A 17,072-nucleotide genomic window follows, 5' to 3' on the forward strand; every position below is an offset into this window, starting at 1 on the left:
AATGCGACGGGCCGATGCTAGAGTGAGGGCGAGGAGGACGCCAATGGATCCCAATACCAAGAAGACCGTGCTGCGGATGATTCCCTACGGGCTCTATGTGCTCACGGGCGAGAGCGGGTCCGGCGTGGCCGCCGCGACCGTGAACTGGGTGACGCAGGCCTCGTTCGCGCCGCCGCTCGTGGCGGTGGGCGTGAAGGCCGATTCGGGCGCGCACGCCGTGATCAAGGAGTCGGGCGCGTTCGCCCTGAACATGCTGGGCAAGGGCCAACAGGCCATCGCCTTCACCTTCTTCAAGACGGCGGAGAAGCAGGGCGCGACGATCTCCGGCGAGCCGTATCGAGCGGGCAGCACCGGGGCCCCGATCCTCACGAATCTCCCCGCCTACGTCGAGTGCCGCCTGATCGCCACGGTCGAAAAGGGCGATCACTCCGTGTTCGTGGGCGAGGTCGTCGATGCCGGGCTCACGAGCGCGCCCGCCGGCCGTCCCGACGACGCCAGCCTCTGGCTCAAAGACCTCGGCGAAAAAACCTTCTACGGAGGTTGATCTCGCCGAGGCCTTCTCCGCCCTCGGGTTAAGCGCGGGAGAAAAGCCAGGGGAGGCCAATGATCAGGTATGCAGCGAGGAACAGTGTCCCCATCACGAGGCCGAACCACCAGAAGTCGCGCTTTCGGATGTAGCCGCAGGAGTAGTAGACGGGCGCGGGGCCGGTCGCGTAGGGCGTGAGGATGCCCATGAAGCCGAGCCCGAGTCCGGCCGCGCGGCGGCTCATCCCCAGCGGGCCCGTCGCGATGTAGAGGAAGATCGGCAGCAGCGGCGCGGCGTGGCCGGAGACCGTCGCGAAGAAGTAGTGGAGGTAGAAGAACGCGGCGATCAGCACGACGATGGCCCAGGGGAACGCGACGCGGGCGACCGGTGCCTGGATCTGGTCGGCCACCCAGCGCACCACGCCGACCTCGGCGAGGCCGCCGGCGCGGGTGACGAGCGTCGCGAACCACACGTAGATGCTCCACGCCTGGCTGTTTCTCGTGATGTCGTCCCACGTCACGACGCCGCGGACGACGAGGAGGATGACCCCGAGGATGGCCGCCGCGGTAGGGTCGGTGAAGCGGCCGCCGAACACCCAGAGTCCGACGACGATGAGGATGCCGCCGAGCATGCTCCGCTCGACCAGGGTCATGGGCCCCATCCTGCGCAATTCCTCCGCCGCCCATTCGGGCGCGTCGGGCGCGTGGGTGAGGGTGGGCGGATACATGCGATAGAGGGTGAGCGGGGTCACGAGCAGGAGCACCAGCCCCACGGGTGCGAAGCCGATCACCCACTCGCGCCAGCCGATGTCGATGTGGAGCGTCTCCGACACGATCGCCACCGCGAGCAGATTGCCGGCGATCGCGGTGGGGAACATGCTGCTGGTGACACAGGTGACGGCGAGGGCGGTGTACATGAGGTAAGCGCCGATGCGGCGGGGCTGCGTCTCCGGGCTCGAGTCGAAGAGCCCCGGGATGTTGCGGATCACCGGGTAGATGGTGCCCGCGCTTCGCGCGGTGTTGGACGGCGTGAAGGGGGCCAGCGCCAGATCGGTGAGGGCGATCGCGTAGCCGATGCCGAGCGTGCGGCGGCCCAGGCGCCGGATCAGGCGAAGCGCGATGCGCCGGCCGAGCGCGGTCTTCTCGTAGCCTGACGCCAGAACGACGGTGGAGAAGATGAGCCACGCGAGCGGGTTGGAGAAGCCACCGAGCGCCCAGTTGATCGACAGCGCGGGCGTGGGCTGCACGAGCCCGAGCATGGCCGCCGCCACCACGCCGGCAAGCCCGACCACCGGCGCGGGCACCGGCTCCGTGATGATCGCGAGGATCACGGTGACGAACAACGCGAAGTACGACCAGGCGGCGGCGGTCAGCCCCTCCGGCGTGGCGACGAGGGCGATGGCAAAGCCCACCCCGATGGGTGGGATCGCGCGCGCGAGCGTGCGGCGGGGCGGCATGGCCGGCCGCGGGCCGGCCCCTGGCGCGGCGCCCGGCGGGGGAGCGCTGGTCAGGCCGTGAACTCGCGCAGCAGCCGTCCCGGTCGGCCGCACTGCGGGATGACCGCGCCGGCCTCGTCCACCGTGCGCACGCCGTTCACCCAGACGCCGTGGAGGCCCACCGCGGGCGTGTCGAGCCGGCTGGCGCCGGTGGGCAGATCGTGAACGCGCCGCTTCTCGCCGCGGCCGACCGTCTTGGGGTCGAAGAGCAGGAGATCCGCCCACGCGCCGGGAACGAGGCGGCCACGCCCGGGGATGCGATAGGCGTCGGCGACGCGGCTCGTCACCGCGCGCACCGCCTCCTCCAGCGTCAGGTCCCCGCGCTCGCGCGCCCAGTGACCGAAGAGGTGGAGGCCGAAGCCCGCATCGCAGAGAAACGACAGATGCGCCCCCGCGTCGGACAGGGCCACCGCCGCGTGCTCGTGGCGCAGCAGCGTCTTCACGTCGTCCTCGTCGATATTGAAGAGCCGGCAGTCGAACATTGCGTCCAGCTCGCCGTCGAGGCCGAAGTCGAGGAAGGTGTCCCAGGGATGCTCGCCGCGCTCGCGCGCGAGGGCGCCGATGGTCCGGCCCACGAGGCCGCGGTGCTCGGGGCGCTGCACCTCCATGATGGTCAGGTGATCCCAGTTCTTGTCGCTGAACCGGTTGGGGACGCCGGGCTGGCCGATCTCCTGCTTGAGTCCGGCGCGGAAGGACGGATCGGTGAGCGCTGCGCGGTAGCGCGCCTCGCTGTCGGCGACGATGGCGGGCCGCCACGCGAGGAAAGCCTCCAGGGGATAGGGATGGCGCAGGGTGAACTCCATGCCGAGCGGGAAGCAGCCCACCTGCGCCCAGAGCTCGCGCCCGCGCTGCCGCGCCCCGCCGATCTCCTCGAGCTCGCGGAACACGCGCGTGGGATCGCCCGGGTCCACGAACATCGCGGCGATCATCACCGGACGGCCGTTGGCCGCCGCGATCTTCTCGAGCCAGGGGATGGTCGACGTCATGCCCTTGGTGAGCATGAACACGCCGCGGCCGGCCTCGCCGAGCGCCCCGGTGAGGGCCAGCATCTCCGTCTCGTCGGCCAGGCGGGACGGCATGGGGATGCCGTGCTCGCCGTTGTGCTGCTCGAGCGTGGAGGTGGCGAAGCCGATGGCGCCCGCGCGCACCGCCTCCAGGACCAGCCGCCGCATCTCCGCCACCTCGGCGGCAGTCGCCGCGCGGCGGCTCGCCTCCTCACCCAGCACCCAGGTGCGCACGGAGGAATGGCCCACGAACGAGGCCACGTTCAGCACGCTGCCCCGCCGTTCGAGCGAGCGCAGATAGTCCGGATACGTCTCAAAGTCCCAGTTGATGCCGGCGCGCAGGGCCTCCAGTGACATCCCCTCCACGTGGGTGAGGTTGCGCACCACGAGGTCGCGGTGCTCGGGCCGGCACGGCGCGATGGTGAAGCCGCAGTTGCCGATCACCACGGTGGTGACGCCCAGCGCGGCGGACGGCGTGGCGAAGGGATCCCAGGTGAGCTGGGCGTCGTAGTGCGTGTGGATGTCGACGATGCCGGGGGCGAGCACCCGGCCGCCCGCGTCCACCGTCTCGCGCGCCGCGCCGAGATCGGCGCCGCGGCGGTCGCCGAGCGCGGCGATGCGGCCGTCCTTGACGCCGAGGCTACCGTCGCCGGCGGGGGCGCCCAGACCGTCGATGATGCGGGCATTCGTGATCGCGAAATCGAGCATGGGATCGGAAACCTCCAGAGGGGAACGCTATGCCCCGAAGCGCGGGGCGTCAAGGCCGGGCGCGCACGTCAGATCACGCCGCGCGCGTGGAGATCGGCGAGCGCCTGGCGCCCGAGGCCCAGCCGGCCGCCGTAGATCTCCTCGTTGTGGGCGCCGGGCTCCTGCGGCCCGAGCGTGTCCACGCGGCCCGGGGTGACCGAGAGCTTCGGGACGATGCCCGCCATGCGCACAAGGGTGCCGAGGGCGGTGGTCGCGCTCAGGATGTTGTCGCGCGCGGCGACCTGTGGGTCCGCGAAGAGGTCGCGCACGCTGTTCACCGGCGAGGACGGTACCTCGGCCCGCTCGAGGATCGCCAGCGCCTCGTCGGCCGGGCGCGCCCCCACCCAGGCCTGCACGCGGCCGTCCACCTCCGCGCGCCGCGCGATGCGCGTCTTCACGGATGCGAAGTCCGCGAGCAGCGCGGGGTCGCGCATGGCGCCGGCCAGGCGCTCGAACATCCGGTCGTTGGTGCAGGCAATGGCGATCCAGCGGCCGTCGCGCGCCTGATAGTGGTTGTGGGGCACCACGTATTCCGTGCCCGAGCCGATGCGCTCGCGCACGTGGCCCTCGGCGGCGAAGGCGGGCAGCACCTCGTCCAGCATGCGGAGCAGCGGCTCGTAGAGGGCCACGTCGACCACCTGGCCTTCACCGGTCCGCGCGCGGTGATGGATGGCGGCGAGGGCGCCGAAGGCGCCCATCACGCCCGCCAGATAGTCGGGAATGGTCGGCGTGCCCGGGGGCACCGGCGGGCGGTCGGGATGCCCGGTGACGTAGCTGGCACCGCTCACCGCGGCGGCGATGCGGCCGAAGCCCGGGCGCTCGCGCTCGGGCCCGGTCTGACCGAAAGCGGAGATGCGCACCAGCACCAGGCCGCGGTTCGCGGCATGGAGGTCCTCCCAGCCCAGATGCCAGCGCTCGAGGGTGCCGGGCCGGAAGTTCTCCGCCACGACGTCGGTGGAGACGGCGAGCCGCTGGACGAGGGCCTGGCCCTCGGGGTGGCGCAGATTGCAGGTGATGGACTTCTTGTTGCGCGCCTCCACCAGCCACATGTAGGACGGCCCGTCGGCGGACGCGCGCCCGAGGCGGCGGAGGTCGTCACCCACCCCCGGCTGCTCGACCTTGATCACCTCGGCGCCGAACTCGCCCAGGAGCGTACAGCAGAACGGCGCGGCCACGAACGTGGCGAGATCGAGCGCGGCGAGCCCTTCGAGGGGTCGCGCCATGCGGCGCGGCTAGGACGCGAGCGTGCCGCCGTCCACCGCGAGGACGTGGCCGGTGACCATCGCAGACGCGTCGGAGGCGAGGTAGAGCGCGGCGCCGACGAGCTCGTCGGGGCGCCCCATGCGCCCGACGGGCACCCGGCGCATCGCGCGCTCCTCGTAGCCCGGCTCGCGGTGGATGAGGTCGCCGATGCTGGTGCTGAACCACGAGGGGGCGATGGCGTTCACCCGCACGTCGTAGGGCGCCCACTCCACCGCGAGGGCGCGCGTCAGCATGACCACGCCGCCCTTGCTCGCCGAGTACGCGATGGTGCCCGGGAGGCCGATCTCGCCGGCGATGGAGGCGATGTTGACGATGCGGCCACGCCGCCGCGCGACCATCCCGCGCCCGATCACCTGGCAGGCGAGGAACACGCCGGTGAGGTTCACCGCGAGCACGCGATGCCACTGCGCGACGGGGAAATCCGCCGCGGGGCTCCGGTGGGTGATCCCCGCGCTGTTGACGAGGACGTCGACGGGCCCCAGGCGCGTCTCGGCATCGCGGCCCATCTGCTCCACGCTGTCCGAGTCGGTCACGTCGACGGCGAGGGCGAGGGCGCGGAGGCCGTCGGCGGTGAGGGCGTCGGCGACCGCCTTGGCCTGCCCGGCGTCGGCGTCGGCCACCGCGACGGCCGCGCCCGCCTCGGCGAGGCCGCGGGCCATCGCCGCGCCCAGGCCGCCCGCGCCGCCCACCACCACCGCCACCCGGCCGTCCAGGCGGAAGAGGTCGAGGCTCGTCATGCGTCGGACGTTCGCGCGATCAGCCGCGGAGGCCGGGCATGCTGAAGCCGCGGCGATCCAGCTCGGCGACCAGCGCGGCGGTGGGGTCCGCGGCGAGGTTCATCAGCGGCGGCCGCACGGTGGCCCACGCGGGATCGCTCCCGTAGTGCGCGATGGCCGCCTTCAGCGCGGGGATCATCGGGAACTTCTGGAAGGTGCCGCGGATCTCGTCGAGGCGCGCCTGCTGGGCGTCGGCGTCGGGGCCCTCCCAGGTCGCGTGCAGGCGCGCGATGGGGCCGGGATTCACGTTGGCGGTGGCGCTGATGCAGCCCTTGCCGCCCCCGCGCATGTTGGCGAGCAGGAACGTCTCGCTGCCCGCGAAGACGTCGAAACCGGACGTGGCGAACGCGTCCAGCATCGCCTTGGTGTTGGCCCAGTCGCCCGAGGAATCCTTCACGCCGGCCACCGTCCGCGGATACGCCTTGAGCAAGCGCTCGATCAGGTTGAGCGTGATGGGTACCTGCGACACCGGCGGGATGTGATAGACGTAGATGCGCAGCCGCGCGTCTCCCACGCGCTCGATCACCTCGGCGAAGCTGCGGAAGAGCCCCTCGTCGCTCACGCCCTTGTAGTAGAACGGCGGCAGCATCAGCACGCCGCCGCAGCCCGCCTTCGCCGCGTGGGCGGTCATCCGCACCGAGTCCGACAGCGCGCAGTGTCCGGTGCCCGGCATCATGCGCGCGGGATCGAGGCCGGCGGCGAGCAGGCGGTCGAGCAGCTCGATCTTCTCCTCCACCGAGAGCGAGTTGGCCTCGGAGTTCGTGCCGAACACCGCGAGGCCAACGTTCTGCGACAGGAGCCAGCGGCACTGGCGCACGAAGCGCTCGGCATCGGGGGCGAGGTCCGCGGTGAAGGGAGTCACGACGGGGGAGAGGACGCCGGTGATGCGGTCGGTCTGGCTCACGCTCGGGCTCCTGTCTGTCTACGCCCGCTCCCCGGAAGGGCGGGCCGGATGAGGGGAACGTGACGAGGGTAGTCCCGCGCGCGCGCCGCGGTCAAGTCCCGCGGCGCCCGCGCCGGCCCTAGACCGCGATCTCGAGCCCGTCGTACGCGGCGGAGACCTCGAGCCCGCGGCCCCGCCGGGTGATCTCCTCCAGCCGGCGGGTCTCGCGCACGATGCGGGCGATGGTGGTGTCATCGTTGATGGGCTCGTGGTGGAAGAGGCAGAGGTGCTTCACCCGGGCGAGCTGGCAGAGCTCCACGCCCACGATGTTGCTCGAATGGCCCCAGTCCTCCTTCACCGAGATCGCGTCGGCGAGGGAGTACATGGCGTCGAAGATCACGAGGTCGGCGTCGCGGAAGAACTCCACGAAGGCGTCCGTCTCCGCGGGGTCGTCGCGCTTGTGCTCGGAGTCGGTGGAGTACACCACGGCCTTGCCGCCCATCTCGAAGCGATAGCCGTAGGAATCGCCGCCGTGGAGCTGCCGCTTCCCCCGCACGCGCAGCCCCGCGATCTCGTAGTCGCGGCCCGGCTCGAGCGTGACGAACTCAATGGTGGCGCCGAGCCGCCCGAAGTCCACCGGGAAAGACGGCGCCGCGTGCTGGCGCCGGAAGGCCTCCTCGAGGGCGGCGTGACAGCCGTGGATGCGGATGCGGTTGCCGGGGAGATAGGCGGGCATGAAGAACGGGACCCCCATGATGTGGTCCCAGTGCAGGTGCGACATGAACACGTTCACGGTGTGGCCGGTGCCGCCGCGCGTGGCGAGCAGGTGATTGCCGAACACCCGCGCCCCCGAGCCCAGATCGCAGAGCACGAGCTCGGGCCCACCGGTCAGGAGCTCGACGCAGGCGGAGTCGCCCCCGAACGTTTGTGCCAGGGAGAAATCCAGCTCGCGCTCCACGAAGGCGCGCGCGGCGTCGAGCGTGTCGATACCGCGCCCCGCCGCCGCCACCAGCGCGGCGACGATCTTGTCCCGCACCGTCGCCCCGGACATCGCCACCGGGATGGAGCCGCGGGTGCCCCAGAAGTGCACGCGCAAGCCCGCGTCGCCCGCGAATGCGGCGGCGGCGGCGGGCGAGACCCGCGCCAGCGCCTCGCGCAGGGTGGGGACGATCTCCACCACCTGCTCGAAGCGGGTGATCTCGAAGATCTCGCGGACGCGGGCGGCGAGCTCGGTCACGAGCAGCGTGCCGCCCTGGGCGCGCGCCTGCTTGGCGGCGAGGACGAGCACACGGAGGCCGTCGCTCGAGATGTAGTCGACCCCGGAGAAGTCGAGCACCACGCCGTCCTGCCCGGCGGCGCAGCGCTCGAGATGCGGGGCCAGGGCGGCGCGGAACGCGGGCGCCGCCGCGTGGTCGACGCGCCCGGTCGGGCGCACCACCACCGCGTTGGCGAAGCGTCGCGGGGTGAGGTCCATGCCGGGGCGCTCCGCTACTCGATGGGCGCCATCTGGCGCGGGTCCAGCTCGAGCCACACGCGCGCGTCCGCCTCGAAGACCTCGTGGGGCCGGGCGCTGACGCGGAGCACGAGCGCGCTGCCCTCGGGGCGCACCGCGTAGTCCCAGTGCTCACCGAGATAGGCGCGCTGGATCACGCGGCCGGCGATGACGGCGGCGCCGTCGGACTGGGCGGGGACGCGCCCGTGCAGCTGGATGCTCTGCGGGCGCAGGCTGAAGGAGACGACGCCGCGGGCGGGCGGCAGCTGGCGGAAGCGCGCGGCGGGAATGGCGAAGCCGTCGAAGCAGACGTCGGCGCCCCGCGCCTCGCCCTCCAGGAAATTGGTGCGCCCGATGAAGCCCGCGACGAAGCGCGTCCGCGGGCTCGCGTAGAGGGCGCGCGGCGCGTCCACCTGCTCCACCCGGCCCTGGTTCATCACCGCGATGCGATCCGAGGTCACCATGGCCTCGGCCTGGTCGTGGGTGACGTAGACGGTGGTGATGTGGAATTCGTCGTGGAGCCGCCGGATTTCGTAGCGCATCTCCTCGCGGAGGTTGGCGTCGAGGTTGGACAGGGGCTCGTCGAGGAGGAGCACCGCCGGCTGCACCACGATGGCGCGGGCCAGGGCCACACGCTGTTGCTGGCCGCCGGACAGCTCCTGCGGGTAGCGGCCGGCGAGGTGCTTCATGCGCACGACGTCCAGGATTCGATCCACGCGCTCGCGGATCTCCGTCCGGGGACGCTTGCGCACGGTGAGGCCGAAGGCCACGTTCTCCCCCACCGTCATGTTCGGCCAGATCGCGTAGCTCTGGAAGATCATCGACATGCCGCGCCGCTCGGGGGGCAGCGAGGAGGCGGGCGAGGAGATCACCCGGCCGTCCATCTCGATCGTGCCCTCGCTGGGCGAGAGAAAGCCGGCGATCATCCGAAGGGTGGTGGTCTTGCCGCAGCCCGACGGCCCGAGGAGCGAGACGAACTCGCCCTCGGCGAGGTCCAGGGCGAAGGCGTCCACGGCGGTGAATGCGCCGAAGCGCCGGGTGACGCCGCGCAGGGTGAGCTTGCTCACGTGGCCGTCCGGCGCAGGAGGAAGTCACGGCCGACCAGCCGGAAGCCCACCAGGATCAACGCCACCGTCACCACCACGAGGATGAGCCCCATCGCCGAGAGCAGCTCGAAGTTGCCCTCGTCGCTCTTGTCGAAGAGGAGCACGGAGAGGACCTGGGTGCCGGTGGTGTAGAGGAAGATCGCCGACGATAGCTCGCGCGTGGCCGGGATGAACACGAGGATGAAGGCTCCCGCGAGCCCGCGCTTGAGGAGCGGGCCCACGACCTTCCGGAGCGCGAGGAAGCGCCCGCCGCCGAGGATGCGCGCGGCGTCTTCCAGCTCCGGATTGATGGCGCGGATGGCGGCCTCGCTGTTCGTGTAGGCGATGGGCAAGAAGCGGGTGGCAAACGCGAGGATGAGGATCCACCCCGTCCCATACAGCACGAGGGGGGGCGCGGTGTAGGCGGCATAGAAGCCGATGGCGAGCACGATGCCGGGGATGACGAACGGAGCCATCGCCACGTAGGTGAGGAGGCGGCCCAGGGGAACGAGACGGCGCGCCACGATGTAGGCGATGGCCAGGGCCAATCCCAACGCGAGGAGGGACGCTGCCCCTGCGTAGACGAACGTGTTGAGCGTCGCCCGGCGCGTCGCGGGCTGGTCGAACAGCACGAAGCGGACGTTCCGGAACGTCACGTTGTCGAGCGAGAAGCCGCGGCCCCACGCCTTCGCGAACGCGGCCTGCAGGATCACCAGGAGCGGAAGGAAGAAGGACAGCGAGGTGACGAAGAGGCAGTAACCGAGCGCGACCCAGCGCCAGGGGCCGAGGTGGACGGGGCGGCGCTCGCCCCCCTTGCCGGTGAGCGCCACGTAGCCCTTGCGCGCGATGATGCGGTACTGGAGCCAGAACAGGAACACCGTGACGAGGAGCAGCGGCATCGAGTACGCGGCGGCCACCTGGAGGCGCGGCGGGAACTCGAACATCTGCCAGAGCGTGGTGGTGATGACCTGGAAGCGCGCGGGCAGCGCGATGAGGGCGGGGGTGCCGAAGAGGGCGATCGCCTCCAGGAACACCACGATGGACGCGCCCAGGATGGCGGGCAGGACGAGGGGGAGGGTGATCCGGAGTGTGGTGCGCACGGTGCCCGCGCCGAGTGTGCTCGCCGCGTCCTCCATCTCGGAGGACACGAGGTCGAGCGCGCCCCGGGTGAACACGAACATGTAGGGGAAGGAGTAGCAGGCGATCACGAGGACCAGCCCCGGCATGCTGTACACGTTGAAGGGGCCGGCGCTGGCGCCGGTGAGCGCGGTGAACGCGCGGTTGAGCCAGCCCGCATTTGGTCCGGCGAGGAGGATCCATGCCACCGCGCCGAGATAGTTGGGCATGATGAAGGTGCCGAGCACCGCCGCCCACACCAGCCCCTTGGCGGGCATGTCCGTCCGCGACACCGCCCACGCCATCGGCACGCCGAACACCACGCAGAGCAGCGCGGCGGCGAGCCCCACCAGGAGCGAGTTGAGCAGGGCCTCGACGTAGCGCCACCGCCCGTAGGCGGTGGCGTAGTTCTCCAGGGTGAAGGCGCCGGTGTCGGGGTGCTGGAAGCTCGTCCAGAGTAGCCGCGCGAGCGGGTTGATGACCAGCACCAGCAGCACGAGGACCAGGAGCGCCCAGATCAGCACGCTCCGATCGAGGTGCCGCCAGCGCCGCGGGGGCGTGGTGGCCCCGGCGGCCAGTCGCGCGGCCTCGATCGCCATCAGGGGCGGCTCATGGCGGGTCGGCGACTAGATCCCGAACGTCTCGCGGAACAGTTCCTTCACCTCGGGAATCCCCTTCTCGATCTCGGCCAGGCTGGGCCGGATCGTCTTCACCTCCGCGATGGACTTCCCGCCCGCCATCGGCTTGACGTGCTTGTTCACCGGATCCTGGTACTGCGAGACCACGACCTCGTTGCCCTCGCGGCTCAGGAGGTACTCCATGAAGAGCTTGGCCGCATTGGGCGCGGGCGCATTCTTGACGATGCCGGAGGCCGACACCATGAGCACCGCGCCGTCCTCCGGGTACACGACGGCGAGGGGATTGCCCTTGGCCTTGCTCTCCAGCGTGGTCGCGGAGGGCCCCGCGGCCACGAGGCTCTCCTTGGCGTTCAGCATCGTCACGGTGTCGTTGATCGAGCGGCCGATGCGCGGCTTGTTCTGCTCGAGCTTCTTGAAGTAGTCCCAGCCGTAGAGCTTCTTCATCTGGACCACCCAGGTCCCGACGTAGCCGCTGAAGCCGGGGTGCCCGATGGAGACCTTGTTCTTCCACTTTGGGTCGGCGAGGTCGGTCCACTTCTTCGGCGCTTCCGACGGAGCGACCACGCTCGTGTTGTAGGTGATGAGCACGAGCCCGGCCGCGGTGGCGACGAACTGGTCGTCGGGATCGTTGAAGGGCTTGAAGGCCTCCACCAGTTCGGAGAGATTCTTCGGCTTGTAGGGCAGGAGCCATCCGTCCTGCTTCATCTTGGTGTAGTGGCCCTGGTCGGTGGAGCTGATGACCGAGGCCTGCGCGATGCCCGCCTTGTGGTCCTGGGCGAGGCGCTGATACGCGACCTGCGCGGTGGTGCGCACGTAGTTGCACTTCACCCCGGGGTACTTCTTCTCGAAGCCCTGGCAGAGGGCCGCCGCCGTCTCGGAGTTGTAGTGGGCGGTGTACCAGGTGAGCTCCTTTTCCTTCTTGGCCGCCTCGTGGAGCGCCTTCTCGCCGTCGAACGCGCCCACGGGCGCGGTCCCGAGGACGACGACGGCGGCGGCGAGGGCGAGGATCCGGGTGATCATGGGCTCACTCCTGTCGGGATCGCATGTCGGGTGAACGGCGTTAACGGCCGGTGAAGCGCGGGGCCCGCTTCTCGAGGAAGTGCGCGACCCCTTCCTTGAAGTCCTCGGCGCCGAAGCTCTTCCGCATCTCCTCGTCGGCCACCGCGGCGGCCTCGGCGAGGCCCTGGAACTGGGCCTGCCACAGCTGGCGCTTGATCACGCCCATCGAGCGAGGCGAGACGAAGTCCGCGAGCTCGCGCGCGTAGCCCAGCACGCCGGACATGAAGGAGGCGGCGGGCAGCACCTGGGACACCAGGCCCATCCGGAGCGCCTCGTAGGCGTCGATCTTCCGCGCGGAGAGCAGGAGGTCGAGCGCGTTTTGAAGTCCCACCAGCCGCGGAAGCATCCAGGACACCCCGTGCTCCGCGATGAGCCCGCGGCGCGCGAACGATGTGGTGAAGACCGCGGTGTCGCTGGCGAAGCGCACGTCGCAGTAGAGGGTGACGACGAGGCCGAGTCCGGCGGTGGCGCCGTTGAGCGCGGCCAGCACCGGCTTGGCCAGAGTGGGAAAGTAGGCGTAGGGTCCGCCGAACTCGGCGGCCGCGCCGGTCGCGGCATCGCCCGGCGCTCGCTCGCGCCGCAGCACCGCCTCGGCCTCCTCGCCCCCCGTGGCGTTGCCGGAGAGCCCGGAGAGGAGGCCCATGTCGGCGCCCGCGCAGAACCCGCGGCCGGCGCCGGTGAGCACGATCACGCGCACGCCGTCGTCCTCGTTCGCCTCGTGCATCGCGGCCCGGACCTCACGCCCCATCACGGCCGTCCACGCGTTGAGCTTGTCGGGTCGGTTGAGGGTGACGGTGGCGACCCGGTCCTTCACCTCGTAGAGGACTTCCGCGTAGCCCATGCACGGCCTCCCGCGCTCGCGCGCCGATGAAAGGGGGGCGGCGGCCTTGCCTCCCCCGCAGGGTCCGTATAGTATCGCGGCCATCCCCATGACCGCCATCTCGGTCACCCGTCTCGCGCCCGCCCTCGCCGCCCGTGTCGAGGGTGTGGACATCACGCGGCCGGTCGCCGACGCCGTGTTCGCCGAGATCCGCGCGGCATTCGAGGAGCACTCGGTGCTCGTGTTCCACGATCAGCCCTTCGACGACGAGACGCAGGTCGCGTTCAGCCGCCACTTCGGGCCGCTCGAGGTCACGCTCTCCGTCAACCCCGCTGCGGGGACGCCGTTCGCGCGCCAGTCCAACCTCGACATCAAGACCGGGGAGGTGATCCCGCCGGATGATCGGCGGATGCTCTATCAGCGGGCAAATATGCTGTGGCACAGTGACTCGTCCTTCAAGCGCGTGCCCTCCCTCTGCTCCCTGCTTTCCGGGCGAATAGTCCCGCCGGAAGGCGGCGCCACCGAGTTCGCGAGCACCCGCGGCGGCTACGCCGCGCTGCCCGAGGCGACGCGGCGACGCCTCGAGGACCTAGTGGTGGTGCACGACTTCTCGTGGTCGCGCGACCAGATTTCGCCCGGGTTTTTCACCGAAGCGGAGAAGGCGCCGTACCCGCCGGTGCGTCACCGGCTCGTGCGCACGAACCCCGTCAACGGGCGGCGCGCCCTCCTGATCGGGGCCCATGCCTCGTCCATCGAGGGCATGCCGCTCGCGGAGGGGCGCGCCCTCCTCCGGGAGCTGCTCGATCACGTCACCCGGCCGGAGCGCTGCTACCGGCACGCGTGGCGCGTGGGCGATCTGGTAATCTGGGACAACCGCGCGGTGCTCCACCGAGCGACCCCATACGACACCACGCGGTACCGCCGCCTCATGCAGCGCACCACGATCTCCGGCGACCCGCGGGAAGGAGGAACGCTGGCATGCGACTCGTCGACCTCAGCATGACCGTGGAGGAGTGTGACTCGACGCCGTTCGCCAAGGAGGAGGCGTACTTCAAGCCCCGGCCCATCGTGCGCTGGGAGGACAAGGGCTTCGTCTCCAACATGGTCGAGATGACCGTGCACGCGGGCACCCACATCGACTCACCCCATCACTTCTTCCGCGACAAGCCGAGCGTGGAGCAGCTGCCGCTCGATCAGATGATCGGCGACGCGGTGGTGCTCGACCTCACGTTCAAGGGCACCGCCAACGCGCGCATCAGCCCGGAGGATCTCGACCGCGCGGAGGCAGCGCTCGCCGCGCAGGGGATCCGCATCGAGGCCGGCGCCATGCTCTTTCTCAGAACGGATTGGCCCAAGGGCCACGTCACCACCGATCCGCGCTGGTGGGACGAGTCGCCCTGCCTCACCCGCGCCGCTGCGGAGTGGCTGGTGGCGAAGCGCCCCGCCGTGCTCGGCTACGACTTCGCGCAGGAGGAGAAGGGCACGGACTACGGCACCGCGGGTGAGATTCTCGGGAGCGGGATGCGCGTGCACCGGATCATCCTGCCGCGCGTGGTCTTCCAGATCGAGAACCTGATCAACCTCGACCAGATCCCGTCCAAGGTGAAGGTGATCGCGCTGCCCGCCAAGTGGAAGACCGAGTCGGCCCCCGCCCGGGTGGTGGCGCTGGTCGAGGAGTAGCGTCCGCTTCCCCGTCGTGCCGTCGCGCAAGCTGCCCCGCAACTTCTACACGCGCCCCGACGTCCTCGCGGTGGCGCGCGATCTCCTCGGCACCGTGCTGGTGGTCTCCACTGGGCGCGGGGGCCGCGTCGCGGGCCTCATCGTGGAGACCGAGGCCTACCGCGGGCCCGAGGACCGCGCGAGCCACGCGTGGAACGGCCGGCGCACCCGGCGCACCGAGACCATGTACGCGGTGGGCGGCACTGCCTACGTCTACTTCGTCTACGGCATGTACTACCAGTTCAACGTGGTCACCGGCGTGCCCGACGTGCCCCACGCGGTGCTGATCCGCGCGCTGGAGCCGCTGGAGGGGCTGCCGCTCATGCGCCGGCGGCGCGGCGGCGCCGCGGATGCGCGCCTCACCAGCGGGCCGGGTGTGCTGTGCCTGGCCATGGGCATCGACCGCTCGTTCGACCGCGCGGATCTGCTGGGCGAGCGCGTGTGGCTGGAGGAGGGACCAGCGCCCGTCGCGCGCGCCGCCGTCGCGCGCGGGCCGCGCGTGGGCATCGACTACGCAGGCGCGTGGGCGGCGCGGCCGTGGCGCTTCTGGATCCGCGACAACCCCTGGGTGAGCCGGTCGCGCCCCGCCGGGCAGGCCGTCACAGGAGCTCGCGGACACGATCGCCGAGCACGGTGAGGGCGATCTTCTCGCGGCTGGGCTCGCCGCGCAGCAGGGATCGGGCGAACTTCGCGGCCTGATCGAGCGTGATCTTGGGTGGGAGCGGCGGCTCGAAGGGGTCCACCACGCCTTCAACGAGCGCCGGTCCCGGCGTCGCGAGCGCTTCGTCCAGCACGGCGCCGCACTCGGCGGGATCCTCGATCGTGAAGCCGGTGCCACCGCAGGCACGGGCGAACGCCGCGAAGTCGATCGGTTGGAGCTCGCAGCCGTATTCCGGATTGCCGAGGAACACCATCTGCTCCCACTTGATCATCCCGAGCGTGTTGTTCTTCACCACCACGACCTTGACGGGAAGGCGGTACTTCACGCAGGTCGCGAATTCCGCCATCAGCATCGAGAAGCCGCCGTCGCCCATGAACGCCACCACCTGGCGCGAGGGGTGCGCGATCTGGGCGGCGATGGCATAGGGGAGCCCCACCGCCATGCTCGCGAGGGTGCCGGACAGGGTGTGCATCTGTCCGCGCTGCACCGGGATGTGGCGAGCCCACCACGTGGCGATCGTACCGCTGTCGCAGGCCACGAGCGCGTCGGCGGCGAGCCGGCGTCCGAGCTCGCGGGCCAGCACCTGGGGCTTCATGGGCTTGTCGGCGCGCCGGCCACGCTCCTCCATGAGGGCGGTCCAGGCGCGCATGCCCACGCGCGCCTCATCGAGGAATCCCGCGTTCGCGCGCGGCTGCAGCAGGGGCAGCAGGGCCTCCAGCGTGCGGCGGCTGTCGCCCACCAGCCCGACCTCCACCGGGTAGCGAAGGCCGATGCGGGCCGGATCGATCTCGATCTGCACCGCACGCGCCTGACCGGGCTTGGGCAGGAACTCGATATAGGGAAAGGACGTGCCGACCATGAGCAGCGTGTCGCAGCGCTCGAGCGCCTCCTGCGAGGGGCGCGTGCCGAGCAGTCCGACGGTGCCGGTCGTGTAGGGGCTGTCGTCCGGCACCGCCGCACGGCCGAGCAGCGCCTTCACGATCGGGGCGTCGAGGCGCTCCGCCATCGCCTCTAGCTCATCGCTCGCGCCCAAGGCCCCGCGGCCCGCGAGGATGGCCACGCGCTTGCCGTCGTCCAGGAGCGACGCGGCGCGGCGGAGATCCACCTCGGCGGGCAGCTGGGCGCTCCTCGCGAAGACGTCAGAGGTGTGGCGGGCCACGTTCCGCTTCGAGCGGTTGGCATCGGCCGGCATCTCCTGGACGTCCACGGGGATCGTGAGATGTGCGACCCCGCGATAGGCCAGGGCGGTGCGGCAGGCAAGGTCGGTGAGGCCCTCCACATGGGTCGGTCCCATGACGCGCTCGCTGAACTTGGCCACATCGGCGAAGAGCCGATCGAGGGCGACGTCCTGCTGGGTGAAGCTGCCGAGGAGATCGTGGAACGGAAGCCCGGTGAGCGCGAGCACCGGCTGACCGTCCATCTTGGCGTCGTAGAGGCCGTTCAGGAGATGGATGCCGCCGGGCCCGGTGGTGGCGAGGCAGACACCCAGCCGGTCGGTGAACTTCGCATAGCCGCACGCCATGAGGGCGGCGGCTTCCTCGTGGCGCACCTGGACGAATCGGATCTTGTCCTGCCGCCGGCGCAGCGCTTCCATGAGCCCATTGATGCCGTCGCCGGGTAGGCCGAATACCACCTCCACGCCCCAGTCGCGAAGGCGCTCGACGAGCAGGTCGGCAGTGGTCGCGCCCATTGTGGGCGTCACCCCGCAACGTCCGTGCCACGCCGGCACGCTCGGCGCAGCGCTGATGACGCGGGCACTTAGCAATGGGGTGTGACGCGATGCCGGTT

15 protein-coding genes are annotated in these 17,072 nt (G+C 70.9%); 4 read left to right on the forward strand and 11 right to left on the reverse strand.

Annotated elements, in window-relative coordinates:
• The first annotated feature begins 43 nt into the window (after nt 1-43).
• On the forward strand, nt 44-544 hold the full coding sequence (locus VFX14_00475) for a flavin reductase family protein (GenBank protein ID HEU5188140.1): 501 nt from the start codon (nt 44-46) through the stop codon (nt 542-544).
• 28 nt (nt 545-572) lie between these two features.
• Here the strand turns inward: VFX14_00475 and VFX14_00480 are convergent, their stop codons facing one another.
• From VFX14_00480 to VFX14_00525, 10 genes are all read right to left on the reverse strand, one after another.
• Complete coding sequence (locus VFX14_00480) at nt 573-1,982, reverse strand: DASS family sodium-coupled anion symporter (GenBank protein ID HEU5188141.1); 1,410 nt, start codon at nt 1,980-1,982, stop codon at nt 573-575.
• 50 nt (nt 1,983-2,032) lie between these two features.
• Entirely contained in the window at nt 2,033-3,733 is a 1,701-nt protein-coding gene (locus VFX14_00485) for an amidohydrolase family protein (GenBank protein ID HEU5188142.1), read from the reverse strand.
• A 68-nt stretch (nt 3,734-3,801) separates the two neighbouring features.
• The gene (locus tag VFX14_00490) at nt 3,802-4,995 is read right to left on the reverse strand and encodes a CoA transferase (GenBank protein ID HEU5188143.1); all 1,194 of its coding nucleotides are present in this window, start codon (nt 4,993-4,995) and stop codon (nt 3,802-3,804) included.
• Between the two features lie 9 nt (nt 4,996-5,004).
• Complete coding sequence (gene fabG, locus VFX14_00495) at nt 5,005-5,772, reverse strand: 3-oxoacyl-ACP reductase FabG (GenBank protein ID HEU5188144.1); 768 nt, start codon at nt 5,770-5,772, stop codon at nt 5,005-5,007.
• Between the two features lie 19 nt (nt 5,773-5,791).
• Nucleotides 5,792-6,715, reverse strand: a complete 924-nt coding sequence (locus VFX14_00500) for a dihydrodipicolinate synthase family protein (GenBank protein HEU5188145.1) — start codon at nt 6,713-6,715, stop codon at nt 5,792-5,794.
• 118 nt (nt 6,716-6,833) lie between these two features.
• Nucleotides 6,834-8,168, reverse strand: coding sequence for an anti-sigma factor antagonist (locus VFX14_00505; protein HEU5188146.1), 1,335 nt, complete (start codon nt 8,166-8,168; stop codon nt 6,834-6,836).
• A 14-nt stretch (nt 8,169-8,182) separates the two neighbouring features.
• Complete coding sequence (locus VFX14_00510; protein HEU5188147.1) at nt 8,183-9,253, reverse strand: ABC transporter ATP-binding protein; 1,071 nt, start codon at nt 9,251-9,253, stop codon at nt 8,183-8,185.
• A complete protein-coding gene (locus VFX14_00515; GenBank protein HEU5188148.1) occupies nt 9,250-10,986 on the reverse strand; it encodes an iron ABC transporter permease in 1,737 nt (578 codons plus the stop codon). The genes VFX14_00510 and VFX14_00515 overlap by 4 nt, the downstream gene beginning before the upstream one ends.
• 27 nt (nt 10,987-11,013) lie before the next feature.
• Complete coding sequence (locus VFX14_00520; GenBank protein ID HEU5188149.1) at nt 11,014-12,045, reverse strand: extracellular solute-binding protein; 1,032 nt, start codon at nt 12,043-12,045, stop codon at nt 11,014-11,016.
• Between the two features lie 40 nt (nt 12,046-12,085).
• The gene (locus VFX14_00525) at nt 12,086-12,925 is read right to left on the reverse strand and encodes an enoyl-CoA hydratase (GenBank protein ID HEU5188150.1); all 840 of its coding nucleotides are present in this window, start codon (nt 12,923-12,925) and stop codon (nt 12,086-12,088) included.
• An 88-nt stretch (nt 12,926-13,013) separates the two neighbouring features.
• Between VFX14_00525 and VFX14_00530 the strand changes: the two genes are divergently transcribed.
• From VFX14_00530 to VFX14_00540, 3 genes are read left to right on the forward strand one after another with little or no spacing between them, the layout of a single operon-like run.
• Nucleotides 13,014-13,907 carry a TauD/TfdA family dioxygenase gene (locus tag VFX14_00530; protein ID HEU5188151.1) on the forward strand — a complete coding sequence of 298 codons (894 nt, stop codon included), beginning with the start codon at nt 13,014-13,016 and terminating at the stop codon, nt 13,905-13,907.
• Complete coding sequence (locus VFX14_00535; protein ID HEU5188152.1) at nt 13,883-14,584, forward strand: cyclase family protein; 702 nt, start codon at nt 13,883-13,885, stop codon at nt 14,582-14,584. The genes VFX14_00530 and VFX14_00535 overlap by 25 nt, the downstream gene beginning before the upstream one ends.
• A gap of 16 nt (nt 14,585-14,600) precedes the next feature.
• Nucleotides 14,601-15,260: a DNA-3-methyladenine glycosylase gene (locus VFX14_00540; protein HEU5188153.1), complete on the forward strand. Its 660-nt coding sequence runs from the start codon at nt 14,601-14,603 to the stop codon at nt 15,258-15,260.
• Here VFX14_00540 and VFX14_00545 read toward each other — a convergent pair.
• Nucleotides 15,223-16,974, reverse strand: a complete 1,752-nt coding sequence (locus VFX14_00545) for a thiamine pyrophosphate-dependent enzyme (protein ID HEU5188154.1) — start codon at nt 16,972-16,974, stop codon at nt 15,223-15,225. The two genes, VFX14_00540 and VFX14_00545, sit on opposite strands and share 38 nt — an antisense overlap.
• Nucleotides 16,975-17,072: the final 98 nt, after the last annotated feature.

Source organism: Candidatus Methylomirabilota bacterium, assembly GCA_035764725.1.
In the GTDB taxonomy this organism is placed as follows: domain Bacteria; phylum Methylomirabilota; class Methylomirabilia; order Rokubacteriales; family CSP1-6; genus DASRWT01.